The organism is Hydrogenophaga sp., from assembly GCF_030373225.1.
Classification (GTDB): domain Bacteria; phylum Pseudomonadota; class Gammaproteobacteria; order Burkholderiales; family Burkholderiaceae_C; genus Hydrogenophaga.
The window spans coordinates 150744-171855 of record NZ_JAUCZG010000005.1; the positions used below are offsets into that span (position 1 = coordinate 150744).

At 68.2% G+C, this 21112-nt stretch carries 21 protein-coding genes; 16 read left to right on the forward strand and 5 right to left on the reverse strand.

All coding sequences use genetic code 11. The features are described 5' to 3' along the window. Window positions 1-21 precede the first annotated feature (21 nt). Both QUV35_RS04905 and QUV35_RS04910 read left to right on the forward strand, forming a co-directional pair. Complete coding sequence (locus QUV35_RS04905; protein ID WP_300871284.1) at window positions 22-1410, forward strand: AAA family ATPase; 1389 nt, start codon at window positions 22-24, stop codon at window positions 1408-1410. 203 nt (window positions 1411-1613) lie between these two features. Beyond that, window positions 1614-2996, forward strand: a complete 1383-nt coding sequence (locus QUV35_RS04910; protein WP_300871286.1) for a VWA domain-containing protein — start codon at window positions 1614-1616, stop codon at window positions 2994-2996. 16 nt (window positions 2997-3012) lie between these two features. On the opposite strand, the gene QUV35_RS04915 is transcribed toward QUV35_RS04910, so the two are convergent. Further along, complete coding sequence (locus QUV35_RS04915; RefSeq protein ID WP_300871287.1) at window positions 3013-3753, reverse strand: 2OG-Fe dioxygenase family protein; 741 nt, start codon at window positions 3751-3753, stop codon at window positions 3013-3015. Window positions 3754-3876: 123 nt separating this feature from the next. Here QUV35_RS04915 and QUV35_RS04920 point away from each other — a divergent pair, with 123 nt between their 5' ends. After that, a complete protein-coding gene (locus QUV35_RS04920) occupies window positions 3877-4284 on the forward strand; it encodes a bacteriohemerythrin (protein WP_300871289.1) in 408 nt (135 codons plus the stop codon). Between the two features lie 45 nt (window positions 4285-4329). Further along, window positions 4330-5130, forward strand: a complete 801-nt coding sequence (locus QUV35_RS04925; protein ID WP_300871291.1) for a DUF2189 domain-containing protein — start codon at window positions 4330-4332, stop codon at window positions 5128-5130. Window positions 5131-5136: 6 nt separating this feature from the next. Here QUV35_RS04925 and QUV35_RS04930 read toward each other — a convergent pair whose 3' ends face one another. From QUV35_RS04930 to QUV35_RS04945, 4 genes are all read right to left on the reverse strand, one after another. Continuing rightward, window positions 5137-5502, reverse strand: a complete 366-nt coding sequence (locus tag QUV35_RS04930) for a hypothetical protein (protein ID WP_300871293.1) — start codon at window positions 5500-5502, stop codon at window positions 5137-5139. 109 nt (window positions 5503-5611) lie between these two features. Beyond that, window positions 5612-6610 carry an MDR family oxidoreductase gene (locus QUV35_RS04935; protein ID WP_300871295.1) on the reverse strand — a complete coding sequence of 333 codons (999 nt, stop codon included), beginning with the start codon at window positions 6608-6610 and terminating at the stop codon, window positions 5612-5614. 8 nt (window positions 6611-6618) lie between these two features. Then, window positions 6619-6870, reverse strand: a complete 252-nt coding sequence (locus QUV35_RS04940) for a hypothetical protein (RefSeq protein ID WP_300871297.1) — start codon at window positions 6868-6870, stop codon at window positions 6619-6621. A gap of 4 nt (window positions 6871-6874) precedes the next feature. Then, the gene (locus QUV35_RS04945; RefSeq protein ID WP_300871299.1) at window positions 6875-8605 is read right to left on the reverse strand and encodes a long-chain fatty acid--CoA ligase; all 1731 of its coding nucleotides are present in this window, start codon (window positions 8603-8605) and stop codon (window positions 6875-6877) included. A gap of 311 nt (window positions 8606-8916) precedes the next feature. On the opposite strand from QUV35_RS04945, the gene QUV35_RS04950 reads away from it, so the two are divergent. The 12 genes from QUV35_RS04950 (at window position 8917) to QUV35_RS05010 (ending at window position 20964) form a co-directional block, all read left to right on the forward strand. Continuing rightward, window positions 8917-9945: an amino acid ABC transporter substrate-binding protein gene (locus tag QUV35_RS04950; RefSeq protein ID WP_300871301.1), complete on the forward strand. Its 1029-nt coding sequence runs from the start codon at window positions 8917-8919 to the stop codon at window positions 9943-9945. Between the two features lie 95 nt (window positions 9946-10040). After that, complete coding sequence (locus QUV35_RS04955; RefSeq protein ID WP_300871303.1) at window positions 10041-11219, forward strand: amino acid ABC transporter permease; 1179 nt, start codon at window positions 10041-10043, stop codon at window positions 11217-11219. Between the two features lie 3 nt (window positions 11220-11222). Continuing rightward, a complete protein-coding gene (locus QUV35_RS04960) occupies window positions 11223-12326 on the forward strand; it encodes an amino acid ABC transporter permease (RefSeq protein ID WP_300871305.1) in 1104 nt (367 codons plus the stop codon). 9 nt (window positions 12327-12335) lie between these two features. Continuing rightward, complete coding sequence (locus QUV35_RS04965) at window positions 12336-13079, forward strand: amino acid ABC transporter ATP-binding protein (protein WP_300871307.1); 744 nt, start codon at window positions 12336-12338, stop codon at window positions 13077-13079. 55 nt (window positions 13080-13134) lie between these two features. Then, window positions 13135-14217 carry a glycerophosphodiester phosphodiesterase gene (locus QUV35_RS04970; RefSeq protein ID WP_300871309.1) on the forward strand — a complete coding sequence of 361 codons (1083 nt, stop codon included), beginning with the start codon at window positions 13135-13137 and terminating at the stop codon, window positions 14215-14217. A gap of 78 nt (window positions 14218-14295) precedes the next feature. Next, entirely contained in the window at window positions 14296-15024 is a 729-nt protein-coding gene (locus QUV35_RS04975) for a thioredoxin family protein (protein WP_300871311.1), read from the forward strand. 13 nt (window positions 15025-15037) lie between these two features. Then, complete coding sequence (locus tag QUV35_RS04980) at window positions 15038-15439, forward strand: hypothetical protein (RefSeq protein WP_300871312.1); 402 nt, start codon at window positions 15038-15040, stop codon at window positions 15437-15439. Between the two features lie 110 nt (window positions 15440-15549). Further along, a complete protein-coding gene (locus tag QUV35_RS04985; RefSeq protein WP_300871314.1) occupies window positions 15550-16917 on the forward strand; it encodes a hypothetical protein in 1368 nt (455 codons plus the stop codon). Between the two features lie 13 nt (window positions 16918-16930). Beyond that, entirely contained in the window at window positions 16931-18337 is a 1407-nt protein-coding gene (locus tag QUV35_RS04990; RefSeq protein WP_300871328.1) for a copper oxidase, read from the forward strand. A gap of 20 nt (window positions 18338-18357) precedes the next feature. After that, complete coding sequence (locus QUV35_RS04995; RefSeq protein WP_300871315.1) at window positions 18358-18855, forward strand: cupredoxin family protein; 498 nt, start codon at window positions 18358-18360, stop codon at window positions 18853-18855. A gap of 16 nt (window positions 18856-18871) precedes the next feature. Beyond that, entirely contained in the window at window positions 18872-19603 is a 732-nt protein-coding gene (locus QUV35_RS18880; RefSeq protein WP_366945394.1) for a DUF411 domain-containing protein, read from the forward strand. A 35-nt stretch (window positions 19604-19638) separates the two neighbouring features. Then, entirely contained in the window at window positions 19639-20964 is a 1326-nt protein-coding gene (locus QUV35_RS05010) for a TAXI family TRAP transporter solute-binding subunit (RefSeq protein ID WP_300871317.1), read from the forward strand. The last annotated feature ends 148 nt before the right edge of the window (window positions 20965-21112 follow it).

Below are 21112 nucleotides of genomic sequence, written 5' to 3' on the forward strand. Positions count from 1 at the left end.
CCGGGCGGCAGAATGACTGCCATGCCCGAACACGCCCCTGCTCGACACAGCCCTTGGGCGCCCGCCCTCGCCGAGCTCGAACGCGGCCTGCTGCAGCGCGACGTGGCCGCACGCGCCCTGTTGCTGGCCGCGCTGGCCGGTGAACACGTGCTGCTGCTCGGCCCGCCGGGCACGGCCAAGAGCGAGCTGGCGCGCCGGCTGCAGCGGCTGCTGCCCGGCGCGCACTACTTCGAGCGCCTGCTCACGCGCTTCACCGTGCCCGAGGAACTGTTCGGCCCGCTCTCGCTGCGCGCCCTCGAAGACGACCGCTACGAGCGTCTGACCGAAGGCTACCTGCCCGGCGCCGAAGTGGCTTTTCTCGACGAGGTGTTCAAGGCCAACTCGGCCATCCTCAACACCTTGCTCGGTCTGCTGCACGAGCGCCAGTTCGACAACGGCAGCCAGCGCCTGCCGGTGCCGCTGGTGTGCCTGGTGGGTGCCAGCAACGAACAGCCGCAGGACGACAGCCTGCTCGCCTTTCACGACCGCTTCCTGCTGCGCGTGCCGGTGCAGCCCGTCGACGACGCCCACTTTGCGGCGCTGCTGCAAACCAGCGTGACAGCCCCCGCCGCCGCACCGCCCGAGGCGCTGATCGATCGCGCGCGGCTTGATGCACTGCGCGCCCAGGCGCCCCGCACCGTGGTCGGCGAGACCGTGCTGGCGCTGCTGCTGCAGGCGCGCCAGCACGCCCGGCAAACCGGGCAGACCGTGTCCGACCGGCGCTGGCGCCAGTGGGTGGCCTTGCTGCAACTGCAGGCCGCCAGCCGGGGCGCCTGCGAGGTGGACGGGTGGGACCTGTGGTTGCTCCCCTTTGTGCTCGCCAGCGACACGTCGCACGTGACGGGCTGGACCGACTTCTTCTTGCACCGTGTCGCGCTCACCGGACCGCTGCCCCTGGACGGCCTGGAGCGCGCGGTGACGGCGTTCGAGCAGCAGCTCGACATCGAGCGGCGAGCGCCGGCCGACGCGCAGGACGACAGCGCGGGCAAGGTCGCGCTGGCCCGGTCGATCGCCGGACCCGGTGCCGGTGAGAGCGAGATGGTGCGCATCACCAGCGAGCGCGCGCAGCGGCGCTACAGCCCGGTGCACATCGAGGCCCGCGTGGCGCAGACCGACGAATTGCTCGCGCGCCTGGTCGAACTTCACAACGAACTGACCACCACCGCGGCGAGCGTGTTGGGCGCCGCACGCGCACACGACTGGCTGCCTGCGTCGTGGCTGGCACAGATCGAGGCGGTGCACCTGGGCCGCTGCGCCGGTGTCGCGTCGCTGCTGACACAGCTCCAGACCACGCGCAACGGCTTTGCATGCCTGCCGGTGGATGCAACGAAGGTGGATCGCCCTGCGCCGGTGTCGTGGGAAACCCCGTGAGGGCTTCGACAGGCTCAGCCCGAACGGGGGTGGGCTCAGCCCGGGCGGTTGGATCGGTCGATCGCACGACAACAAACCCCGTTCAACCTGAGCCTGTCGAAGGGCCTCATTCCGATCACCCTGAGCTTGTCGAAGGGCCCGGCCAGCCGGCCACGCCCTACCACCACCTCGACGCCCTGCCCCGCGAGCTTTGGCGATGGGCGGTGGTGTGCAGCAGTGGCCAGCCTGCCGAGCGCCTGCCCCACCTGACGCGCTGGATGGAAGCCCTCCTGGCCGGCGCCCTGCCCGACGCCGCCCACGACTTTGGCGACGCCGCCGCCACGCAGGCGCTGCGCCCGCTGCTGGTCGAGCTTGAACTGCTGACCCTCACGCAAGGCAGCGCACCCCTCACGCGGCAGGTGATGCAGAGCCTGCTGTGGCACCTCGACAGCCTCATCGACCGCCCGGGCGGCGAGCCGCGCGAGCAGGCCATCGCGCGCATGCGCAGCGACTTCCGCGACAGCTGGGACCTGCAGCGCCAGGGCTGGGACGAGGTGCTCTCGCTGCTGCAGTCGCTGGGCGATCTGGCGCACCTGCGCTGGGACGATCTGCAGGGTCACCTGAACCGGCGCGAATGGGGTGAAGCGCGTCGCATCGGCGAACTGCTGCAGCGCCTGCCACAGCTCGCACGCTTCATCGACGGTGTGGGCCGGCGTGAGCAGGCGCCCCACCCACCTGCGCTCACCACCCGACCCGATGCCCGCGAACCGATGCCCGCGGTGCGCCATCCGGCCGATGAAGAAGAACGGCGGCCCGAACCCACCGCCGTGGATGGTGTGCGCCGCTCGCGCACCCTCGCCCGCATGACCGGCGGCGAAAGCCTCCACCTCACCCACCCGGTGCTGCGCCGCCTGTGGCGCGCGCGTTTTGCCGAAGCACAGCTGCTCACCTACGACGACCGGGCCCGCGAGCAGTCGCAGCGCCCGCTGCCGCAACCCGAACCCCAGCCCCGGCGACGCAGCCCCGGCCATGCTGGACGCGGCCCGCTCATCGTGTGCCTGGACACCTCGGGATCGATGCGTGGCGCGCCGGAAAACGTGGCCAAGGCCTGCGTGCTGCAGGCCCTGCGCAGCGCGCATGCGCTGCGCAGGGCCTGCCGGCTGCTGGCCTTTGGCGGCCCCGACGAGCTGCTGGAGCGCGACCTGGCGCTGGACGCCGAGGGCCTGTCGCACCTGCTCGATCTCATGGGCCAGAGTTTCGATGGCGGCACCGACGTGCAGACGCCCATGGAGCGTGCCATCGAACTGGTGCAGACCACCGACTGGCACGACGCCGACCTGCTGATCGTGAGCGATGGCGAGTTCGGCGTGACGCACCACACCCTGGCGCAGCTGCGCGATGCCCGGCAACGGCTGGCGCTGCGGGTGCACGGCATCCTGATCGGCGACCGGGAGACCGTCGGTCTGGCCGAGGTGTGCGACCAGCTGCACTGGGTGCGCGAATGGCGCCGCTACGGCAGCGGAACCACGGTGGTCGCCGACGGTTTTTCGCCGGTGCACAGCCGCAGCCTCACCGCGATGTACTTCCCCAACGCGATCCGTCGCTGAGCCCGGCGGCCCCGGTTCAGTCGCCCTGAAAACCGCCCGCCCGGCAGGTCACCACCAGCGTGTCGCGCCAGCCCAGCGCGTCGCCTTCCAGCGGCTGGATGGGTGTGCTCTCGTGGATCACGCGCGCATCGTCGAGCAGCAGCAGCGACCACGGCTCGCGCAGCGTGAAGCGCTGCCCGCCCGGCCCGTTGGCCTCGAACACGCGGCTCTCGCCGCCCTTGATGCCCTGGCGACCCACCATGAACACGGCCACCAGATCCACGCCGTCGCGGTGCGCGCCCTCGGGTGTGGGCCGCCCGATGCCGTCGGTGGTGTCGATGCGAAACGGGTGGGCTTCCACAAACCAGGGCTGCTCACCGCGCAACGCGCTGGCCGCTTCGCCCAGACGGGTCAGCAGCCGGCCCCAGACCGGCAAGGCCACGACGGCGGGCTCCATGGGTTCGAACCAGCGCTGCATGCCGCCGTGCAGCGCGTTGTATTCGAGCGGCTGCCAATGCGCCCGGTGGGGCGCCTGCTGCACGCGCCCGCCCTGCACCACAAAGCAGCTGTGGCGCCGGCTGCGGTAGCGCCCGCCGTCCTTCAGGTAGGCATCGGCCGGCAGGTGGTCCCAGCCCCCGTGCAGCGAGCGCAGTTCGTCGGCGCTGGCGTCCAGCCAGGCGGCCACGCTGGCGGCGCCGAGCAGGGCGAACCCGGTGGACTTGAGGCTTGCATCGAGCTGCTGCAGGGGAACGTAGGGGGGCTGGAATTCGCTGGTCATGGTGGGGCAGTTTACTGGCCGCCTCCGGGTCATCTGAACCGCTTTCATGCGCTGGATCAAAACACCGGCGCCAGCCCGCAGGCATGCTGCGCACAGGCCAGGTGGATGGCCGCAGGAGCAAACATGCAGGTATTGAAATGGACGCCGGCCTTGTGGCTGGGCTTTGAGCCCATGGACGAGATGAACCGCGAGTTCATGGAACTGCTGGGACGCGCCCAGGCGGCGCCAGACGACCAGGTGGTGCCGGCCTGGCAGGAACTGGTGCAGCACGCCGCAGCGCATTTCGGCACCGAAGACGACTGGATGCGCCGCGAGGCGTTCGCCACGGCCGGGCAGCACACCATGGAACACCGCGTGGTGCTCAACCTCCTGCGCGAAGGCCTGGGCCAGGCGCAGCGCGGTGACCTCGCACCGGTGCGCCAGATGGCGTCCGAGCTCGGGGCCTGGTTCAGCCGGCACACGCAGACGCTGGACGCGGCGCTGGCGCTGCACATGCGCCGGGTCGGCACGCCTGAAGCGGCCGCGGCCTGAGGCCACCGGTTGGTGGTTCAATCGGTGGGCAAAGAGGAGACAGACATGAACGAAGCCACACCCGCGACCGACCAGCCCGGCGAACCCCCGCGCCCGCCCTCGGTGTTCGACCTGCGCATCACCGAGCTGAACGCGGGCGACCCGCTGCGCTGGCTGCGAATGGGATGGGCCGACTTCCTGCGCTGTCCGCGCACAGGACTCTTCTACGGCCTGTGTTTTTTCCTCATGGGACATGCGCTGCTGGCGGTGTTTCGCGCCGCGCCGGCATATGTGCTGGCACTGAGCGCGGGCTTTCTGCTGATGGGCCCCTTCCTCTGCCTGGGCCTGTACGACACCAGCCGTGCCTTGCAGAACGGGCAGCAGCCTTCGCTGCGCGCCTCGCTGCTGGCGTGGCGCCCCACCCAGGGCACGATGGCCATCTTTGCCGGCGTGTTGCTGATCCTGGAGATGCTGTGGGGCCGGGCATCGCTGGTGGTGTTTGCCGTCACCTTCAACACCATGCCATCCACCGCGAACCTGCTGGCCCAGCTGTTCAATCCCGACAACCTGTCGTTCCTGATCACCTACACCGTGGTCGGCGGCGTGTTCGCGGGCCTGATCTTCGTCACCAGCGTGATCTCGATCCCGATGATCCTGGACCGCCGGGTCGATGCGATTTCAGCCGGTCTCACCAGCATGCGGGCCTGCGTGCAGAACCCCGGCGTCATGCTGCAGTGGGGTGCACTGATCACGCTGCTCATGATTCTTGCGATGCTGCCGCTGTTTCTGGGCTTGCTGGTGCTGGGGCCGGTGGTGGGTCACGCCACCTGGCACGCCTACCAGGGCACGGTCAGCGACCCGGCCTGAGGCGCTTCAGCGGGCGCGGGGTGCGTCACCGCGGCGGGTACTGCCGCGGCGGCCCGGGCGCTTGCCCAGCAAGGCCGGCTCGATGCTGTCCTCGAACAGCGGCCACAGGGCCTGCACGCTCTCGAGCGCGGCCTCTTCACCCATGGAGCGGCACAGACGCTGGTGCAGCTCCACCCGCAGGAACCACAGGCTTTTCGGGTCCACCGCCACCAGCAACCGGTGCCGCAGCCGCTCGTCTTCCCAGCCGGCGTCGGGTGGCAGCAGGTCGACCATGGCACGGCGGATGCGGGAGAGGGTGGCGGGATCGTGACGGGCGGGAGTGCTCGTCAGGCGTTGTGTGACGGTGTCCAGAATGGTGGTGAAGATGCTCACTGGTCAGCGATCTGTTTTGTTGTTTGGGCCATGAACCAACACAACGCATTCAAGGGATGCGTATTCCCACCTCTGCCCCCGCGTTTGTAACACGCCGTGCGGGAGCCCTTCAACGATTCACATCCACCACCAGCCGCCCGCGCACCCTGCCGGCCAGCAATTCGGTGGCTGCGGCGATGGCCTCGGCCAGACCGATCTCCTGTGTGATGGCCGCGAGTTGCCCGCGGTTCAGGGTGCTGGCCAGGGCGTCCCAGGCGGCCACGCGCCGGGCCATCGGCGCCATCACGCTGTCGATGCCGTGCAGCGTGATGCCGCGCAGGATGAAGGGCGCCACGCTGGCCGGCAGGTCCATGCCCTGGGCCAGGCCGCAGGCGGCCACGGCGCCCCCGTAACGCGTGCTGGCGCAGGCGTTGGCCAGGGTGTGGCTGCCCACCGAATCGACCACACCGATCCAGCGTTCCTTCTGCAGGGGCTTGCCGGGCGCGCCCAGCGTGTTGCGGTCGATCACTGCCGAAGCGCCGAGCGACTTCAGGTGCTCCGCGTCCTGCAGACGGCCGGTGGATGCGACCACCGTGTGGCCCAGACCCGCCAGCAAGGAAACGGCCACGCTGCCCACCCCGCCGTTGGCACCGGTCACCAGCACCTCGCCGCTGCCGGGCGCAACACCCGCCTCCATCCAGTGCCGCTGCAGCGCCATCACGCACAGCATGGCGGTGTAGCCCGCGGTGCCGATGGCCATGGCGTCGCGCGCGCTCAGGCCCTGCGGCAGGGCCACCAGCCAGTCGCCCTTGACGCGGGCCAGCTGGGCCAGCCCGCCCCAGTGGTTCTCGCCCACGCCGAAGCCGTTGAGCAGCACGCGGTCGCCGCTCTTCCAGGCCGGGTGGTCGCTGTGCGTGACCGTGCCGGCCAGATCGATGCCCGGCACCATGGGAAAACTGCGCACCACCGGCGACTTGCCGGTGATGGCCAGGCCATCCTTGTAATTGAGGGTGGACCAGTCCACGCGCACCGTCACATCGCCGGCGGCGGGCAACTGCGCTTCGTCGAGGCGGGTCAGGTCACAGCGGTAGCCGCTCTCGGGCTGGGTGATCACGAGTGCGTTGAACATGGCGTCTCCTAAGGGGAAGTGGATGGGTCTGCGGGCCGGTCCGGATCGGTCTCGCGCCACAGGCGCACCGTCAGCCACCAGCCGATCAGGGAATTGGTGAGCGCGAACACGCTGACCACCAGGCGGATGCCCATGGGCGGATCGGTCAACTGCAGGAAGCCGATCATGAAACTGGACAGCGCATTGAAGCCCAGCATGAGCCAGAACAGGCTGCGCCGGGGCTGCCAGAGGCGGTGAAAGATGTGCTCGATCGAAGGCATGCCGTCATTGTGCCGGCGCGGCGCGCGCGGCTTCCTGCTCCTGAAGCAGCCGCCACATGACCTTGCCGCTGCCACTCTTGGGCAAGGCACTGACGAACTCGACGCTGCGGGGACACTTGTAGATCGCCATGTGCTCGCGGCACCAGTCCAGGATCTCCTGTTCGGTGGTGCTGCCCCGGTGCGACTCGCGCAGCACCACCACCGCCTTCACGCTCTCGCCACGGTAGGCGTCGGTGGTGGCGATGACGCAGGCCTCGGCGATGGCGGGGTGTTTGAACATCAGCAGCTCGACCTCGGCCGGCCAGACCTTGAATCCGCTGGCGTTGATCATGCGTTTGAGCCGGTCGGTGATGAAGTAGTAACCATCCTCGTCCACCCGGCCCAGGTCGCCCGAGCGGAAGAAGCGCTTGCCCTCGAAGCTGATGAAGGCGGCCTCGGTGGCCTCGGGCCGTTTCCAGTAGCCGTCGAACACCTCGGGTCCGTGGATGATGATCTCGCCGGCTTCGCCTTGCGGCATCTCCTGCAGGGTGAGCGGGTCCACCACCCGGGCCTCGGTGCTCAGGAACGGCACGCCCAGGCACTGCTGCTTGGGCGCATCGGGCGGGTTGCTGTGCGAGGGTGCGGCGGTTTCGGTCAGGCCATAACCTTCCGCGTACCGCAGCCCGAAGAGCTCGAGCAGTCGCTGTGCCACCGCCTGCGGCATGGCCGCACCGCCACCGCCGATGTAGACCAGGCTGGAGAGGTCGTACTCCTCGAAGCTCGGGCTGGCGAGCAGGTCGATCACCATGGTGGGTATGTTGGTCCAGTGGGTCACACGCCAGCGCGAGATGAGCCGCCCGGCGAGTTCACGGTCCCAGCGCGGCATCATGACGATGGTGGCGCCGGTGTACACCCCGGCGTGCATGCCGGTGACCATGCCGGTGATGTGGAACAGCGGCACCACCAGCAGCATCACGTTCTCGGCGGCGCCGTTGCCCCACACGCTGCAGGCCACCGCGTTGTGCATGAGCGTGCTGTGCGGGTGCATGCAGCCCTTGGGCAGACCGGTGGTGCCGCTGGTGTAGGGCAGAACGGCCAGATCCGTCGGCACGCGGTTGTGCTCGGGCGCCGGCGCCGTGCAGGCCAGTGCGCCGGCCCAGTCGCACACCGAGCCACCGGGCAGATCGGGCGTGGCATGGTGCGTGCCCAGCCAGTCGCGCCACGCGGCAGGCACATCGGCCTGGGGACCGATGGCTTCGCTGTAGTGGGACACCACCAGGTGGCGCAGGCGCCCGGCCGCCGGCACGGCCGCGTTCGCCTTGAGCAGCTCACCGGCGAGGTCGGCGGCGACCACCGCCACGCGCGCATCGGGGTCGGTGATGTAGTGCTGAAGTTCGTCCGACCGGTTCATCGGATTGACCGGCACCACCACCGCATTGGCGCGCAGGATCGCGAAGTGGGCCACGACCCACTGCGGGCAGTTCTGCATCAGCAGGATCACGCGGTCGCCGTCCTCCACACCCTGCGAGCGCAGGTGGGCCGCGAGCCGTTGCGCCTGGTCGAACAGCTGGCGGTAGGTGATCACCTGGTCAAAAAAGACCAGCGCGGGCTTGTCGGGGTAGCGCAAGGCGCTCACCGCCAGGTTGTGCCACAGCGAGGTGGCTGGCGGGGAGAGCCGCAGCGGCAGCCGCCTGGGCCAGAACCGGTGGTGCGCCTGGGCCGAAGGCCTTTCGCCCTCAGGGGTGATTCGGGTCATGTGCCTGTCTCCATGTTTTTGGTCTGCCACCGAAGGATACGGGTCGACCCGCCGATGTGAAAACCGGCCTGTCGCGACTGGGACCTCGGCGTTGCCGGTGTTTGGCACGGAAGCTGCATGCCGACACCGGTAGGGGTACCACCGTGGGTGGCTCGACGTGTCGGCATGTGTTTTTTGCATGGCTTTCCCACGTAAACCCCGATCCAGGGTCCAAAAGGCCAGGGATACATTCGGTTGCGGTCGTCTGGTGCACCCAACAGGTGCGCCGGTAACGCCGACAGACATCCTTTCAAACACAACGGAGAGACCCGATGAAGACAACGACCCTGAAACTCGCGGCCCTGGGCCTGGGCGCAGCCGCCACCCTGGCCAGCCTGCCGGCACATGCAGGCAAGGACCTGGATGCCATCAAGAAACGCGGTGAGCTGATCTGCGGCGTCAGCACCGGCCTGGCCGGCTTCTCTGCCGCTGACAGCCAGGGCAAGTGGAGTGGTCTGGACGTGGACGTGTGCCGCTCTGTCGCCGCGGCCGTGCTCAACGACCCCAACAAGGTGCGCTACGTGCCCTTGAATGCAGCGCAGCGTTTCACGGCCCTGCAGTCCGGCGAAGTCGACCTGCTGCCGCGCAACACCACCTGGACGCTCACCCGCGACGCATCGCTGGGTCTGCACTTCACCGGCGTCAATTTTTACGACGGTCAGGGCTTCATGGTTCCCAAGGCCCTGAATGTGAAGAGCGCCAAAGACCTCAAGGGCGCCACCGTTTGCGTGCAGTCCGGCACCACCACCGAGCTCAACCTGAGCGACTACTCGCGCGCCAACAACCTCAACCTGCGCCCCATCGTGTTCGCCGAACTGGCCGCCACCAACGCCGCCTACTTCGCCGGCCGTTGCCAGGCCTACACCACCGACGCTTCGGGCCTGGCCTCGATCCGCTCGAAGGAAGCCGCCAAGCCCGACGACCACATGATCCTGCCCGAGCTGATCTCCAAGGAACCCCTCGGCCCGGCCGTTCGCCGTGGTGACGACGAGTTCTTTGCGATCGTGAAATGGGTCGGCTACGCGCTGCTGGAAGCCGAAGAACTCGGCATCACCGCTGCCAACGTGGACGCCATGAAGCGCGACAGCAAAAACCCGAACGTGCTGCGCCTGCTGGGCGGCGGCACCGAAGACACGGGCAAGCTGCTGGGTCTGGACAAGGACTGGGCCGTGCGCGCCGTCAAGGCCGTGGGCAACTACGGTGAAGCCTACGAACGCAACATCACCCCGATCGGCCTGCCGCGCGGCGTCAACGCGCTGTGGAACAAGGGCGGCCTGATGTACCCCATGCCCGTTCGCTGATCGCGCGATCCGGGTTGACAACGCCGGCCTGGTTTTCCTGCCGGCGTTGTCGCATCTGGGGCCTGCGGGCACCCATCCTCCACCAGGAGATTCTCTTGACTTCCGTCACCAAACCCCCGAGACCGGCCTGGTCCTGGCGCAGCCGCGCCGCGCGCGGCCTGATCTACCAGGCGATTGCCCTGGTGCTGATTGGCCTGGGCGTGTGGTTCCTTGCGTACAACACGCAGGAGAACATGCGCATCCGCGGCATTCAGAGCGGCTTTGATTTTCTGGGCGCCTCCGCCGGCTTCGACATCGGCGAGACGCTCATCAACTATGACCCGAGCGAGACCTATGGCAAGGCCATCTGGGTCGGTGTGCTCAACACGCTGCGCGTGGCCGTGATCGGCATCGTGCTCACCACCATCCTCGGTGTGCTGCTTGGCGTGGGGCGCTTCTCGCGCAACGGCCTGGTGCGCGGCATCTGCTACGGCTACGTGGAGCTGTTCCGCAATGTGCCCATCCTGCTGCAGATGCTGATGTGGTACCTGTTCTTCGTGGAGGTGCTTCCCCCACCGGGCGAGGCCTGGAACCTGGGCGACCTGTTCTACCTCAGCAAGGACGGCTTCGCCTTTCCCCGCCCCATGCAGGGCGAGGGCTGGCTGCTCGTGCTGGCCGGCCTGGTCGCCGGCGTCCTGCTGTCCTGGGTGTGGCGGCGCTGGGCGCTGCGCGAGTTCGAGAAGACCGGCCGGCTTCGCAAGCCCCTGTGGCCCACGCTGGCCATCGTCGTCGCCGGCACCATCGCAGGCTGGCTGGCCGGTGGCATGCCCACCCAGTGGGCGGTGCCCGAAGCGGGTCGCTTCATGATCGAAGGCGGTGGCAGCGTCTCGCCCGAATTCATGGCCGTGCTCATCAGCCTGACCTTCTACACCTCGGCGTTCGTGGCCGAGGTCGTGCGAGGCGGCATCCAGTCGGTGAGCCTGGGGCAGAAGGAAGCCGCTGCTGCGCTGGGCCTGGCACCCAGGCAGACCATGAACCTGGTGGTGCTGCCGCAGGCCATGCGCGTGATCATTCCACCGCTCACCAACCAGTACCTGAACCTCACCAAGAACTCGTCGCTGGCAGTGGCCGTGGGTTATCCCGACGTGGTCTCGATCGCCAACACCACGCTCAACCAGTCGGGTCGGGCGGTGGAGTGCATCGCCATCATCATGCTGGTCTACCTGACCACCTCCCTGTCCACCTCGTTGTTCATGAATTGGTACAACGACCGCATGGCCATCAAGGAGAGGTAACCCATGCCAGACACCTACGTTCCGATTGCCGCGCGCCCGTCCCCGGTGCGCACCAGCGGCCTGGCCCCCTGGGTTCGCACCAACATGTTCGGCGACGTGCGCAGCAGCATCACCTCGCTGTTCCTGCTGGCGCTGGTCGTCTACCTCCTGCCCAAGCTCTACAGCTGGGGTCTGGGCAACGCTGTCTTCAGCGCCAACGCGGAGGCCTGCCAGAGCGTGCGCGGCATCGGCGCCTGCTGGGGCGTGGTGACCGAAAAGTACCGGCTGATCCTGCTCGGCCGGTTCCCCTTCGACGAGCACTGGCGCCCGGTGCTGGCCACCAGCCTCATGCTGGCAGCGCTGGTGGTGAGCTGCATCCGCGTGTTCTGGAAACCCTGGCTGGCGCTGATGTGGGTGGCGGTGATGGCCATCTTCTTCATCCTCATGGGTGGTGGCGTGTTCGGCCTGTCCGACGTGCGCACCGACCTGTGGGGCGGCCTGCCGCTGACGGTGCTGCTGGCCACGGTGTCCATCTTCCTGGCGTTCCCGCTGTCGATCGCAGTGGCCCTGGGGCGGCGCAGCCACTTGCCGGCCATCCGGTCGGCCTGCATCGTCTACATCGAACTCATCCGCGGCGTTCCGCTGATCTCGGTGCTGTTCATGGCCTCGTTCATGTTCCCGCTGTTCATGCCGCAAGGTGTGACCATCGATGTGCTGGTGCGTGTGGTGGTGGGCATCACCCTGTTCGCCGCAGCCTACATGGCCGAGATCATTCGCGGGGGCTTGCAGGCCATCCCCAAGGGGCAGCTGGAAGCGGCCGACACGCTGGGTCTGAGCTACTGGCAGACGCAACGCAAGATCGTGCTGCCGCAGGCGCTGGCCATGGTGGTGCCCAGCATCATGAACAACTTCATCTCGATCTTCAAGGACACCTCGCTGGTGACCATCGTCTCGATGTACGAACTCACCGGCGCGCTGTCGCTGGCACTGAACTCCGACGTGAACTGGCGCCCGTTCAAGATCGAGGCCTACCTGTTCATCACGCTCGTCTATTTCATCTTCTGTTTCGCCATGTCCCGCTACAGCCTGTGGGTCGAGAAGCAACTCTCCGCCAGCAAGGCGCGCTGAAAGAACAACATGACTGAATCCATCATCCGTTTCGACAAGGTCAACAAGTGGTACGGCAACGACTTCCACGTGCTGCGCGACATCGACCTCGACGTGGCCAAGGGCGAGCGCATCGTGGTGTGCGGGCCGTCCGGCTCCGGCAAGTCCACCCTGATCCGCTGCATCAACCGTCTCGAAGAGCACCAGCAGGGCCATCTCACCGTTGACGGCATCGAGCTCACCGACGACATCAAGGCCATCGACCAGGTGCGCAAGAACGTCGGCATGGTGTTCCAGCAGTTCAACCTGTTCCCGCACCTCACCGTGCTGGAGAACCTCACGCTCTCACCCATGTGGGTGGGCAAGATGCCCAAAAAGGAGGCCGAGGAAAAGGCCATGATCCAGCTGCAGCGTGTGCGGATCGCCGAGCAGGCCGGCAAATACCCGTTGCAACTCTCGGGTGGCCAGCAGCAGCGCGTGGCGATCGCGCGCGCGTTGTGCCTCACGCCCAAGATCATGTTGTTCGACGAGCCCACCTCCGCGCTCGACCCGGAGATGATCAAGGAGGTGCTCGACGTGATGGTGGAGCTGGCCAACCTGGGCATCACCATGATCTGCGTGACGCACGAGATGGGCTTTGCCAAGGCCGTGGCCGACCGCGTGATCTTCATGGACCAGGGCCAGATCGTCGAACAGAACACGCCCGAGGAATTCTTCAACAACCCGCAGAACGAACGCAGCCGCGACTTCCTCTCGAAGATCCTGGGGCATTGACTTGTCACTGCCTTGATGCACTGGGACAATCCCCCGGTTTTCAAGGAGGCAAATCATGAACTGCAACCCACCGCTTCCACCGCAACGGCTCACCTGGTTGCGATGGGGCTGCACCACGGCTCTGGGCCTGTCGATGTGGTGCGCTGGCGCGGCCCTCGCATTTGATGTGCAAGGTCATCGAGGCGCACGCGGGCTGGCGCCGGAGAACACATTGGCCGGCATCGAACGGGCGCTGACCATCGGAGTCTCCACGATCGAGATCGACATCCTGCTGAGCGCCGACGGCGTGCCGGTGGTCTACCACGACACCACGCTCAACCCCGACCTCACGCGCGACTCCAGCGGGCGCTGGTTGCAGGCGCGCGGGCCGGCCCTCAACACCCTCACGGCGGCCCAACTGGCCGGGTTCGACGTGGGGCGCATCAACCCGGCCAGCCAGCTCGCGCGCGATTTCGCCTTGCAGCAGGCCAGCGATGGCGAGCGCATTCCGACGCTGGCCGCGGTGTTTGAACACGTGAAGCGTCTCAAAGCCGATCACGTGCGGTTCAACATTGAACTCAAGCGCAACCCCTCGCGACCACAAGAGTCCACCGAGCCCGAAGCATTCGTGCGCGCCGTGCTGGACGTGGTCAACGCGCACGGCATGGCGCGGCGCTCGAACCTGCAGAGTTTTGACTGGAGCCTGAATGCGGCCACCCGACGGCAAGCGCCCGACATGGCACTGGCATTTCTCACCATCCAGCGACCCCGCTCGAACAACCTGGAAAGTGGCGAATGGACCGCTGGCCTGCGCATCTCCCAGCACAGGGACGCGCCCGCCATGGTGGCGGCTGCCGGTGGCAAGGTCTGGTCACCCAACTTCAACGACTTGAGCCAGACCGTGGTGCAACGAGCCCGCGAAGAGAGCCTGCGCGTGATTCCCTGGACCGTCAACGAAACGCCCGACATGGCCCGCCTGATCGACTGGGGCGTGGACGGCATCATCACAGACTACCCCGACCGTCTGCGCGCGGTCATGCAGGAGCGTGGCATGGCCCTGCCACCTGCGTTGGCCGCGGCACCGGCCAAGGCGCGCCTGACCCAGCCGGCGCCCACAGCGGAGCCGGTGCGCTTCGGCGTGGCACCCGACGTTCGCTGAAGCCACCGCCGATCGGCCCGGCTGTAAGCCCGGGACCCCGAGGCCGACTCACAGCCATTCCCACCCACGGAGATGGCCATGCCGAACACGTTGCCCCGCCTTGTTGCCCTCACCAGCGTGTTTCTGGCGGCCGGCTCGCTTGCCGCCCCAACTTGCGAGGTGCGCTCTGGCCCTCATCCGCCGGCCGTGGTGGAGCTCTACACCTCGGAGGGCTGCAGTTCGTGCCCTCCCGCTGATCGCTGGCTGTCCACCCTGAAGACCGCCGACAACGTGCTGGCGCTCTCGTTCCACGTGAACTACTGGAATCACCTGGGCTGGCGCGATCCGTTCGCCACCACCGAAACGACGGCCCGGCAGTACCGGCTGAAAGAAGCGTTGGGCGGCAAGCACGTCTACACCCCCCAGGTGGTGCTCAACGGGCGCGATCACCGCAACTGGAGCGGCCAGCGCGCCAGCAACCTGGGTGGGCTGCCCCCGGCCTCGGCGCCTGCCCTGCACTTGCGCCGGGACGGCCAGGTGGTCACCGCAACGATCGCAGCTGTCCCCGGCACCGATGCCGCTGGTTACTGGGCAGTGCTGCAGGATGGACTGGTGAGCAAGGTCACGCGGGGCGAGAACGCGGGTGAAGATCTGCGTCACGATCACGTGGTGAGTCTGTACCAGCCCGTCGCGCCCTGGGCTGCCAGCCAGGGAGGCAGCGCCCGGCTCATCTTGCCCGCCGGTTCGGTGCAACGGGTGGCGTTTGTGGTGACCAACGCGGCGCTGACGCAACCGCTGCAGGCGCTGGTGCTGCAATGCCCCGCCTGAAAGGTCGCCATCCATGGCCCTGAATGGAACCCATGCCATGCCGCCCGTATCATCCACACCCATGCGCCATTGGTTCCTCGTCCTCATGATCGCCTTGCTGCCCCTGCGCGGCTGGGTGGGCGATGCCATGGCGATGGACATGCTGGGCGCGCCGGCGCACAACATGGCCGCCCTGTCCGCAGACAGTGGCCACCCCTGTCCCGACCACACCGTGGGTGCCACCACCGACCACGCCGCGCAGGACAGCCACGGCGAGCACTCGCACGCCGCGTGTGATGTCTGCAACGGGCCTGCGCTGGCCATGGCCACCACTCCCCTGCAAGTCCTGCCGCCCGCGCACAGCGTACGGGCCAGGCCCGCCGAGCATTTCGCCAGCAGCGAGGCCCGGCGCGGCGTCAAGCCACCCATTTCCTGACTTCACACGCCCGAGGTGCGTCCGCCACGGCCCGAAACGGGTCGCAAGCGGGCGTCGGTTTGTGATGTCAGGAGATCCCCATGATGGTTTTTCGGCGGAACCCACCGCCTTTGTCCCGTACCCGCCTGCGCACGGCCTTGCTGAGTCTCGCCTGTTGCGCCTGGTGGCCGGCGCAGGCACAGATGCCCGGTGCCCTGCAGGCCGCCAACCCCGACACCTCGAGCAGCGCCGTCCCCCTGGTACTGCCCGCCACTGGCTCGGCCGATCCACAGGAACGCCCCGCCGATCTGGCCCGGGCGCGCGAGATCTGGCAGCGCGCCAACCAGCGCGTGGCCGAATTCCCGCGCGGCCACATCGATCTGCTGCGCTGGGAAGCAAAGAACCCGGGGCAGACCGCGCCGGCCCCCGCCCAGGGCAGCGCAGCCGGTGCCCCGCTGGACCTCGCGCAGGCCTTGCGGCTTTCGCTCAGACAGCGCCCCGACCTGTTCACCCGCGCCGGCATGAACGCGCCGGAACAGGCCGCCGTGCAGGTCGCCTATGCCGACCACGTGCGTGAGCTCCAGCGCGCCTGGATCGACGCCGTGGCCGCGCAGCAAAGCTGGCGCCATACCGCCGAAATGTGGGAGGCCACCCGCACCGGCAGCGAACTCGGTCGGCGCATGGTGGGAGCGGGCAACTGGAGCCAGGCCCGCTTGCTGCGTGAGCAGCTGCTGGAAGCCGGCGCCTGGCAGACGAGCGTGGCTGCGCAGGGTTCTGCGCTGATGGCGCAGGAACGGCTGGCGCAACAGATCGGGTTGTGGGACGCCGAGGCGGTGGCGCAGCTGGGTGCGCGGCTGCCGACCAGCCTGCCCGCCGTACCGGCGCGCCTGGCGCCGGGCGAAGGCCTCAGCGAGAAAACGCTGGAGGCCGCGGTGCTGCGCGCCGATCCCCTGCTGGCGCAGCAGCGCACCCTGGCCGAGCGCGATCTCATCGCCCTGAGTTCGGGCCGGCGACAAGCCTGGAACGACGCGGTCGACGCCGCCCTGTCCGCCCTGCCCGACCCCGGCACCGCAGCGACGCCACCGCACATCGACAACCTGTCTTTGCTGCGTGACCACCCGCTCGAACGTGCGGTCGAAGCCGAGGCGAAGCTGCTGCGCGCAGCGGGCGAGCGGCGCTCGATGGCCCGTCAGGCCTGGGCCCAGCTGCAGATGAGCCACGCCCGCGCGGTGCACGCGCAGGACGTGGTGGCGAAACTGCAGGCCGCGCTGGAGCAGGAAACCCTGCTGCGCTACAACGGCATGCTGCAGAGCAGCTGGGAGCTGCTGGCCAGCGCGCGCGAACGCATGCAGTCGCTTGATTCGGCCTTGCAGGCCCGCCGCGATTTCTGGCGTGCCCAGGCCGACTGGCAGGCCCTGCTTGCCGGCGCCCGCTACGCCGGTCCCGACAACGATTCCAGCCCCGGCGCAGGTGCCGGCGCCACCCCGGCAGGACACTGACATGAACAACAGCATGAACCGCAGAAACTGGCTCGCCGGCGCCGCCGTGGGCGCCGTCGCGGCCACCAGCGTGAGCCGTGTGGCCCTGGCCGCCATTCCCGAGCCGATGCAGCAGACCTCGGCCGACACCGCTCCTCCCTGGACACCTGCCGGCGTGACCGGAGCCGGCCGTCCCTACAACCCGGTGGTCACACTCAACGGCTGGACCGCGCCCTGGCGCATGAACGCGGGTGTGAAGGAGTTCCACCTCGTGGCCGAGCCGGTGGTGCGCGAGATGGCGCCGGGCTTCATGGTCAACATGTGGGGCTACAACGGACAGAGCCCGGGCCCGACCATCGAGGTGGTCGAGGGCGACCGGGTGCGCATCTACGTGACCAACCGCCTGCCCGAGCACACCACCATCCACTGGCATGGCCAGCGTCTGCCCAACGGCATGGACGGCGTGGGCGGCATGAACCAGCCGCAGATCAAGCCGGGCCAGACCTTCGTCTACGAGTTCGTGGCGCGCCGCCCCGGCACCTTCATGTACCACCCGCACGCCGATGAAATGACACAGATGGCGATGGGCATGATGGGTTTCTGGGTCACCCACCCGAGGCAGAAACACCCGCTGATCGAAGACGTGCAACGCGACTACTGCTTCCTGCTCAACGCCTTTGACGTCGAGCCCGGCAGCATGACGCCGCAGGTCAACACCATGCTGGAGCAGAACATCTGGAGCTGGAACAGCCGCGTGTTCCCCGGCATCACGCCGCTGGTGGCGCGCCTGGGCGAGCGGGTGCGGGTGCGCGTGGGCAACCTCACCATGACCAACCACCCGATCCACATCCATGGCATCGAATTCGAGGTCAGCGGCACCGACGGCGGTCCCACGCCCAAGGGCTCGCGCTGGCCCGAAGTCACCACCGACGTGGCCGTGGGCCAGATGCGCCAGCTCGAGTTCATCGCCGACGAACCGGGCGACTGGGCCATGCACTGCCACAAGAGCCACCACACCATGGGCGCCATGGGCCATGGTGTGCCCACCATGATCGGGGTGGACCACCGCGGCCTGGTGGCGCCCCTGCAGCGCGCCGTGCCCGACTACATGGTGATGGGCGAGCGGGGCATGGCCGACATGGGTGAGATGGAGATGGAGCTGCCGGCCAACACCTTCCCCATGATGACCGGCACCGGCCCGTACGGCCCGATCGAGATGGGCGGCATGTTCACCACGCTCAAGGTGCGTGCCGACCAGAAACCCGGCGACTACTCCGACCCCGGCGTCTACAAAATGCCGCCCGGCACCCAGGCGCGGCTGGTGGAGACCGGCGCCGCACCCACGGCCGCCCGTCCCGCCGCACCCGTCCCGACCAGCACGACCACCACACCCACCGCCACCGTGCGCAAGCCCGCCGGCGGGCATGGCGGCCACCACTGAACCTCGCAAGGAGAAGCCACATGACTTTCAAGACCCGACGCAGCCTGCTCGCCCTTCCCCTGGTGCTGGCCTTGCCGCGCGCCTTTGCCCACGGCGAACAGCACGGCAAACCGGCCGGCCCGGTGGTGAAGGAGCAAAAGCCCTGGGGCATCGCGGGCGAGCCCGCGCAGGCCAGACGCACCGTCGAGATCCGCATGACCGACGACATGAAGCTCACGCCCAACCACATCGAGGTGCGCGCCGGTGAGACCTTGCGCATCCGCGCGTCCAACGCGGGCAAGGTGATGCACGAGATCGTGATCGGCACCGCCGACGAGCTCAAGGCGCACGCCGAGATGATGAAGAAGTTTCCCAACATGGAGCACGACGAGCCCTACATGGCGCACGTGGCGCCGGGCAAGCGCGGCGACATCGTCTGGACCTTCAACCGCCCGGGCGACTTCGAATTCGCCTGCCTGATCGCCGGCCACTTCGAGGCCGGCATGCGCGGCACCATCCGCGTCACCCCCAAAGCTTGACCCCCAGGAGACCACCATGCAAAGACGTACCCTCTTCAGCGCAGCCGCAGCCCTCGTTGCCGGTGCCGCCCTGCCCGCCTGGGCACAAACGGCGCCCGCGCTGCCGGTGCTGCAGGTCTGGAAAGACCCCAACTGCGGTTGCTGCCAGGACTGGGTGGCCTACCTGCAGGCCGACGGTTTCCAGGTGCAGGTGTTCGACACCGGCAACACCGCAGTGCGCAAGCGCCTGGGCCTGCCCGACAAGTTCGGCTCCTGCCACACCGGCCTGATCGGTGGCTACGTGATCGAAGGCCACGTGAACGCGCGCGAGATCCGCCGCCTGCTGGCTGAAAAGCCCAAGGCCATCGGCCTGGCCGTGCCCGGCATGCCCGTTGGCAGTCCGGGCATGGATGGCGCGGTGTACGGCGCGCGCCGCGACGCCTACGACGTGGTGCTGGTGCAGCCCGACGGAACGGGACGTGTCTACCAGCACTACAGCGGCAACAGCAGCGGCTTCAAGCGCACCGGTACCGCGGACCAGGCGCTGCCGATGGCCGAGGCCGAGGTGCGCCGGGTGGACACCGCCGCCGGCAAGATCTCGCTCAAGCACGGCGAGATCAAGAACCTGGACATGCCGCCCATGACCATGGTGTTCCAGGTCAGCGACCCGGCGCTGCTGGGCAAGGTCAAGGCCGGCGACAAGGTGCGCTTCACCGCCCTGCAGGTCAACGGCGCCTACACCGTCATGAGCCTGGAGCCGGCGCCCTGAGTCCCGGGTACCGGGGCCCGTGCTAAGGTCACGGAATGCCCAAAACGCTTCGCTACACGCTCATCTCGCTGCGCGAAATGCTGGCGTCGTTCGGACCCTTCGCCGTGCTGACCATCGCGCTGCTGGTGGCGGCCTACTGGTGGCTCGACCCCAACCCGCCCAAGCGGGTGGTGCTGGCCACCGGGCCGGACCAGAGTGCCTACGCCGAGTTCGGCAAACGGTATGCCGAGTCGCTGGCGCGCGACGGCATCACGGTCGAACTGCTGTCATCCGAAGGCTCCTCGGCCAACCTCGAACTGCTGCGCAGCGGCCGGGCCGACCTCGGGTTCGTGCAGGGCGGCACGGCCGACGTCGGTTATGACGAGGAAGACAGCCTCACCTCGCTGGGCAGCCTGTTCGTGGAGCCGCTGTGGCTGTTCTACCGCGAGGATTCGGCCCGGCGCCTGCGCAAGTCCCCCACGGTGAACCACCTCGCCGAGCTGGCCGGCTGGCGGGTGAACGTGGGCACCGCCGGCAGCGGAGTGCCGCGCCTGTTCGCCACCCTGCTCGAGGTGAACCGGCTCGACCCGACACAGATGAGCCTGAGCGAACTCGAACAGACACCGGCCACCGTCGCCTTTCTCGGCGGCGAGATCGACGCCCTGGTGTTCGCTTCGGCCCCCGAGTCGCTGATGGTGCAGATGCTGCTGCAGACCCCGGGCGTGAAGCTGCTGGACTTCGCACAGAGCGAGGCTTATTCCCGGCGCTTCGGTTACCTCACGCCGGTCGTGATGCCCCAGGGCGTGGTGGACCTGGCGCGCAACATCCCGACCCGCGACGTGCGGCTGGTGGCCTCCACCACCAGCCTGCTGGCCCAAAGCCGCACCCACCCCGCCATCCTGCAGCTGTTTGCACAAACGGCCACCGGGCTGCACGGTGGCTCCGGCTGGTTCAGCAAGGCGGGCGAGTACCCCAGCCTCGAGCACAGCGAAGTGCCTGTGTCGCCGGAGGCCTCGCGCGCCATCAAGAGCGGCGCGCCCTTCCTGCAGCGCTACCTGCCGTTCTGGCTGGCGAACCTGATCGAACGCATGTGGCTGGCCATGGGCCTGATCCTCGCGCTGGCCCTGCCGCTCTCGCGCATCGTGCCACCGCTCTACACCTTCCGCATCCGCAAGCGGGTGTTCCGCTGGTATGCCGAGTTGCGCGACGTGGAGCAGCGCTTCGAGACCTCACCCGAGAAGGCACCCGACCTGGTCGAACAGCTCGATGCGATGGAATCGAAAGTGGAGAAGGTGGTGGTGCCGCTGTCGTACACCGACGAGCTTTACGCCTTGAGGAACAACATCCACCTGGTGAGAAAGAAGCTGCTGAGAAAGGTCTGATCGCGACCCTCGCTGCGGGGTAGCGTGGCGGCAAACAGATCCGGCGCCGGGCCGCCCCAAGCCGGATCAGCCCCCTCGGGGGGCAGCGGACCTCGCGCAGCGGGGGAGCGTGGGGGCAAGGCCAGGGCCAGCCGCCGGGCCGCCCCAA

What these genes read in the sequence shown, in the direction of transcription:
- QUV35_RS04920 (WP_300871289.1), top strand. Translation starts at nt 3,877, where the DNA reads ATGCAGGTATTGAAATGGACGCCGGCCTTGTGGCTGGGCTTTGAGCCC.
- QUV35_RS04925 (WP_300871291.1), top strand. Translation starts at nt 4,330, where the DNA reads ATGAACGAAGCCACACCCGCGACCGACCAGCCCGGCGAACCCCCGCGC.
- QUV35_RS04970 (WP_300871309.1), top strand. Translation starts at nt 13,135, where the DNA reads ATGAACTGCAACCCACCGCTTCCACCGCAACGGCTCACCTGGTTGCGA.
- QUV35_RS04945 (WP_300871299.1), bottom strand. Translation starts at nt 8,605, where the DNA reads ATGACCCGAATCACCCCTGAGGGCGAAAGGCCTTCGGCCCAGGCGCAC.
- QUV35_RS05010 (WP_300871317.1), top strand. Translation starts at nt 19,639, where the DNA reads ATGCCCAAAACGCTTCGCTACACGCTCATCTCGCTGCGCGAAATGCTG.
- QUV35_RS04905 (WP_300871284.1), top strand. Translation starts at nt 22, where the DNA reads ATGCCCGAACACGCCCCTGCTCGACACAGCCCTTGGGCGCCCGCCCTC.
- QUV35_RS04975 (WP_300871311.1), top strand. Translation starts at nt 14,296, where the DNA reads ATGCCGAACACGTTGCCCCGCCTTGTTGCCCTCACCAGCGTGTTTCTG.
- QUV35_RS04950 (WP_300871301.1), top strand. Translation starts at nt 8,917, where the DNA reads ATGAAGACAACGACCCTGAAACTCGCGGCCCTGGGCCTGGGCGCAGCC.
- QUV35_RS04995 (WP_300871315.1), top strand. Translation starts at nt 18,358, where the DNA reads ATGACTTTCAAGACCCGACGCAGCCTGCTCGCCCTTCCCCTGGTGCTG.
- QUV35_RS04980 (WP_300871312.1), top strand. Translation starts at nt 15,038, where the DNA reads ATGGCCCTGAATGGAACCCATGCCATGCCGCCCGTATCATCCACACCC.
- QUV35_RS04935 (WP_300871295.1), bottom strand. Translation starts at nt 6,610, where the DNA reads ATGTTCAACGCACTCGTGATCACCCAGCCCGAGAGCGGCTACCGCTGT.
- QUV35_RS18880 (WP_366945394.1), top strand. Translation starts at nt 18,872, where the DNA reads ATGCAAAGACGTACCCTCTTCAGCGCAGCCGCAGCCCTCGTTGCCGGT.
- QUV35_RS04960 (WP_300871305.1), top strand. Translation starts at nt 11,223, where the DNA reads ATGCCAGACACCTACGTTCCGATTGCCGCGCGCCCGTCCCCGGTGCGC.
- QUV35_RS04940 (WP_300871297.1), bottom strand. Translation starts at nt 6,870, where the DNA reads ATGCCTTCGATCGAGCACATCTTTCACCGCCTCTGGCAGCCCCGGCGC.
- QUV35_RS04965 (WP_300871307.1), top strand. Translation starts at nt 12,336, where the DNA reads ATGACTGAATCCATCATCCGTTTCGACAAGGTCAACAAGTGGTACGGC.
- QUV35_RS04990 (WP_300871328.1), top strand. Translation starts at nt 16,931, where the DNA reads ATGAACCGCAGAAACTGGCTCGCCGGCGCCGCCGTGGGCGCCGTCGCG.
- QUV35_RS04915 (WP_300871287.1), bottom strand. Translation starts at nt 3,753, where the DNA reads ATGACCAGCGAATTCCAGCCCCCCTACGTTCCCCTGCAGCAGCTCGAT.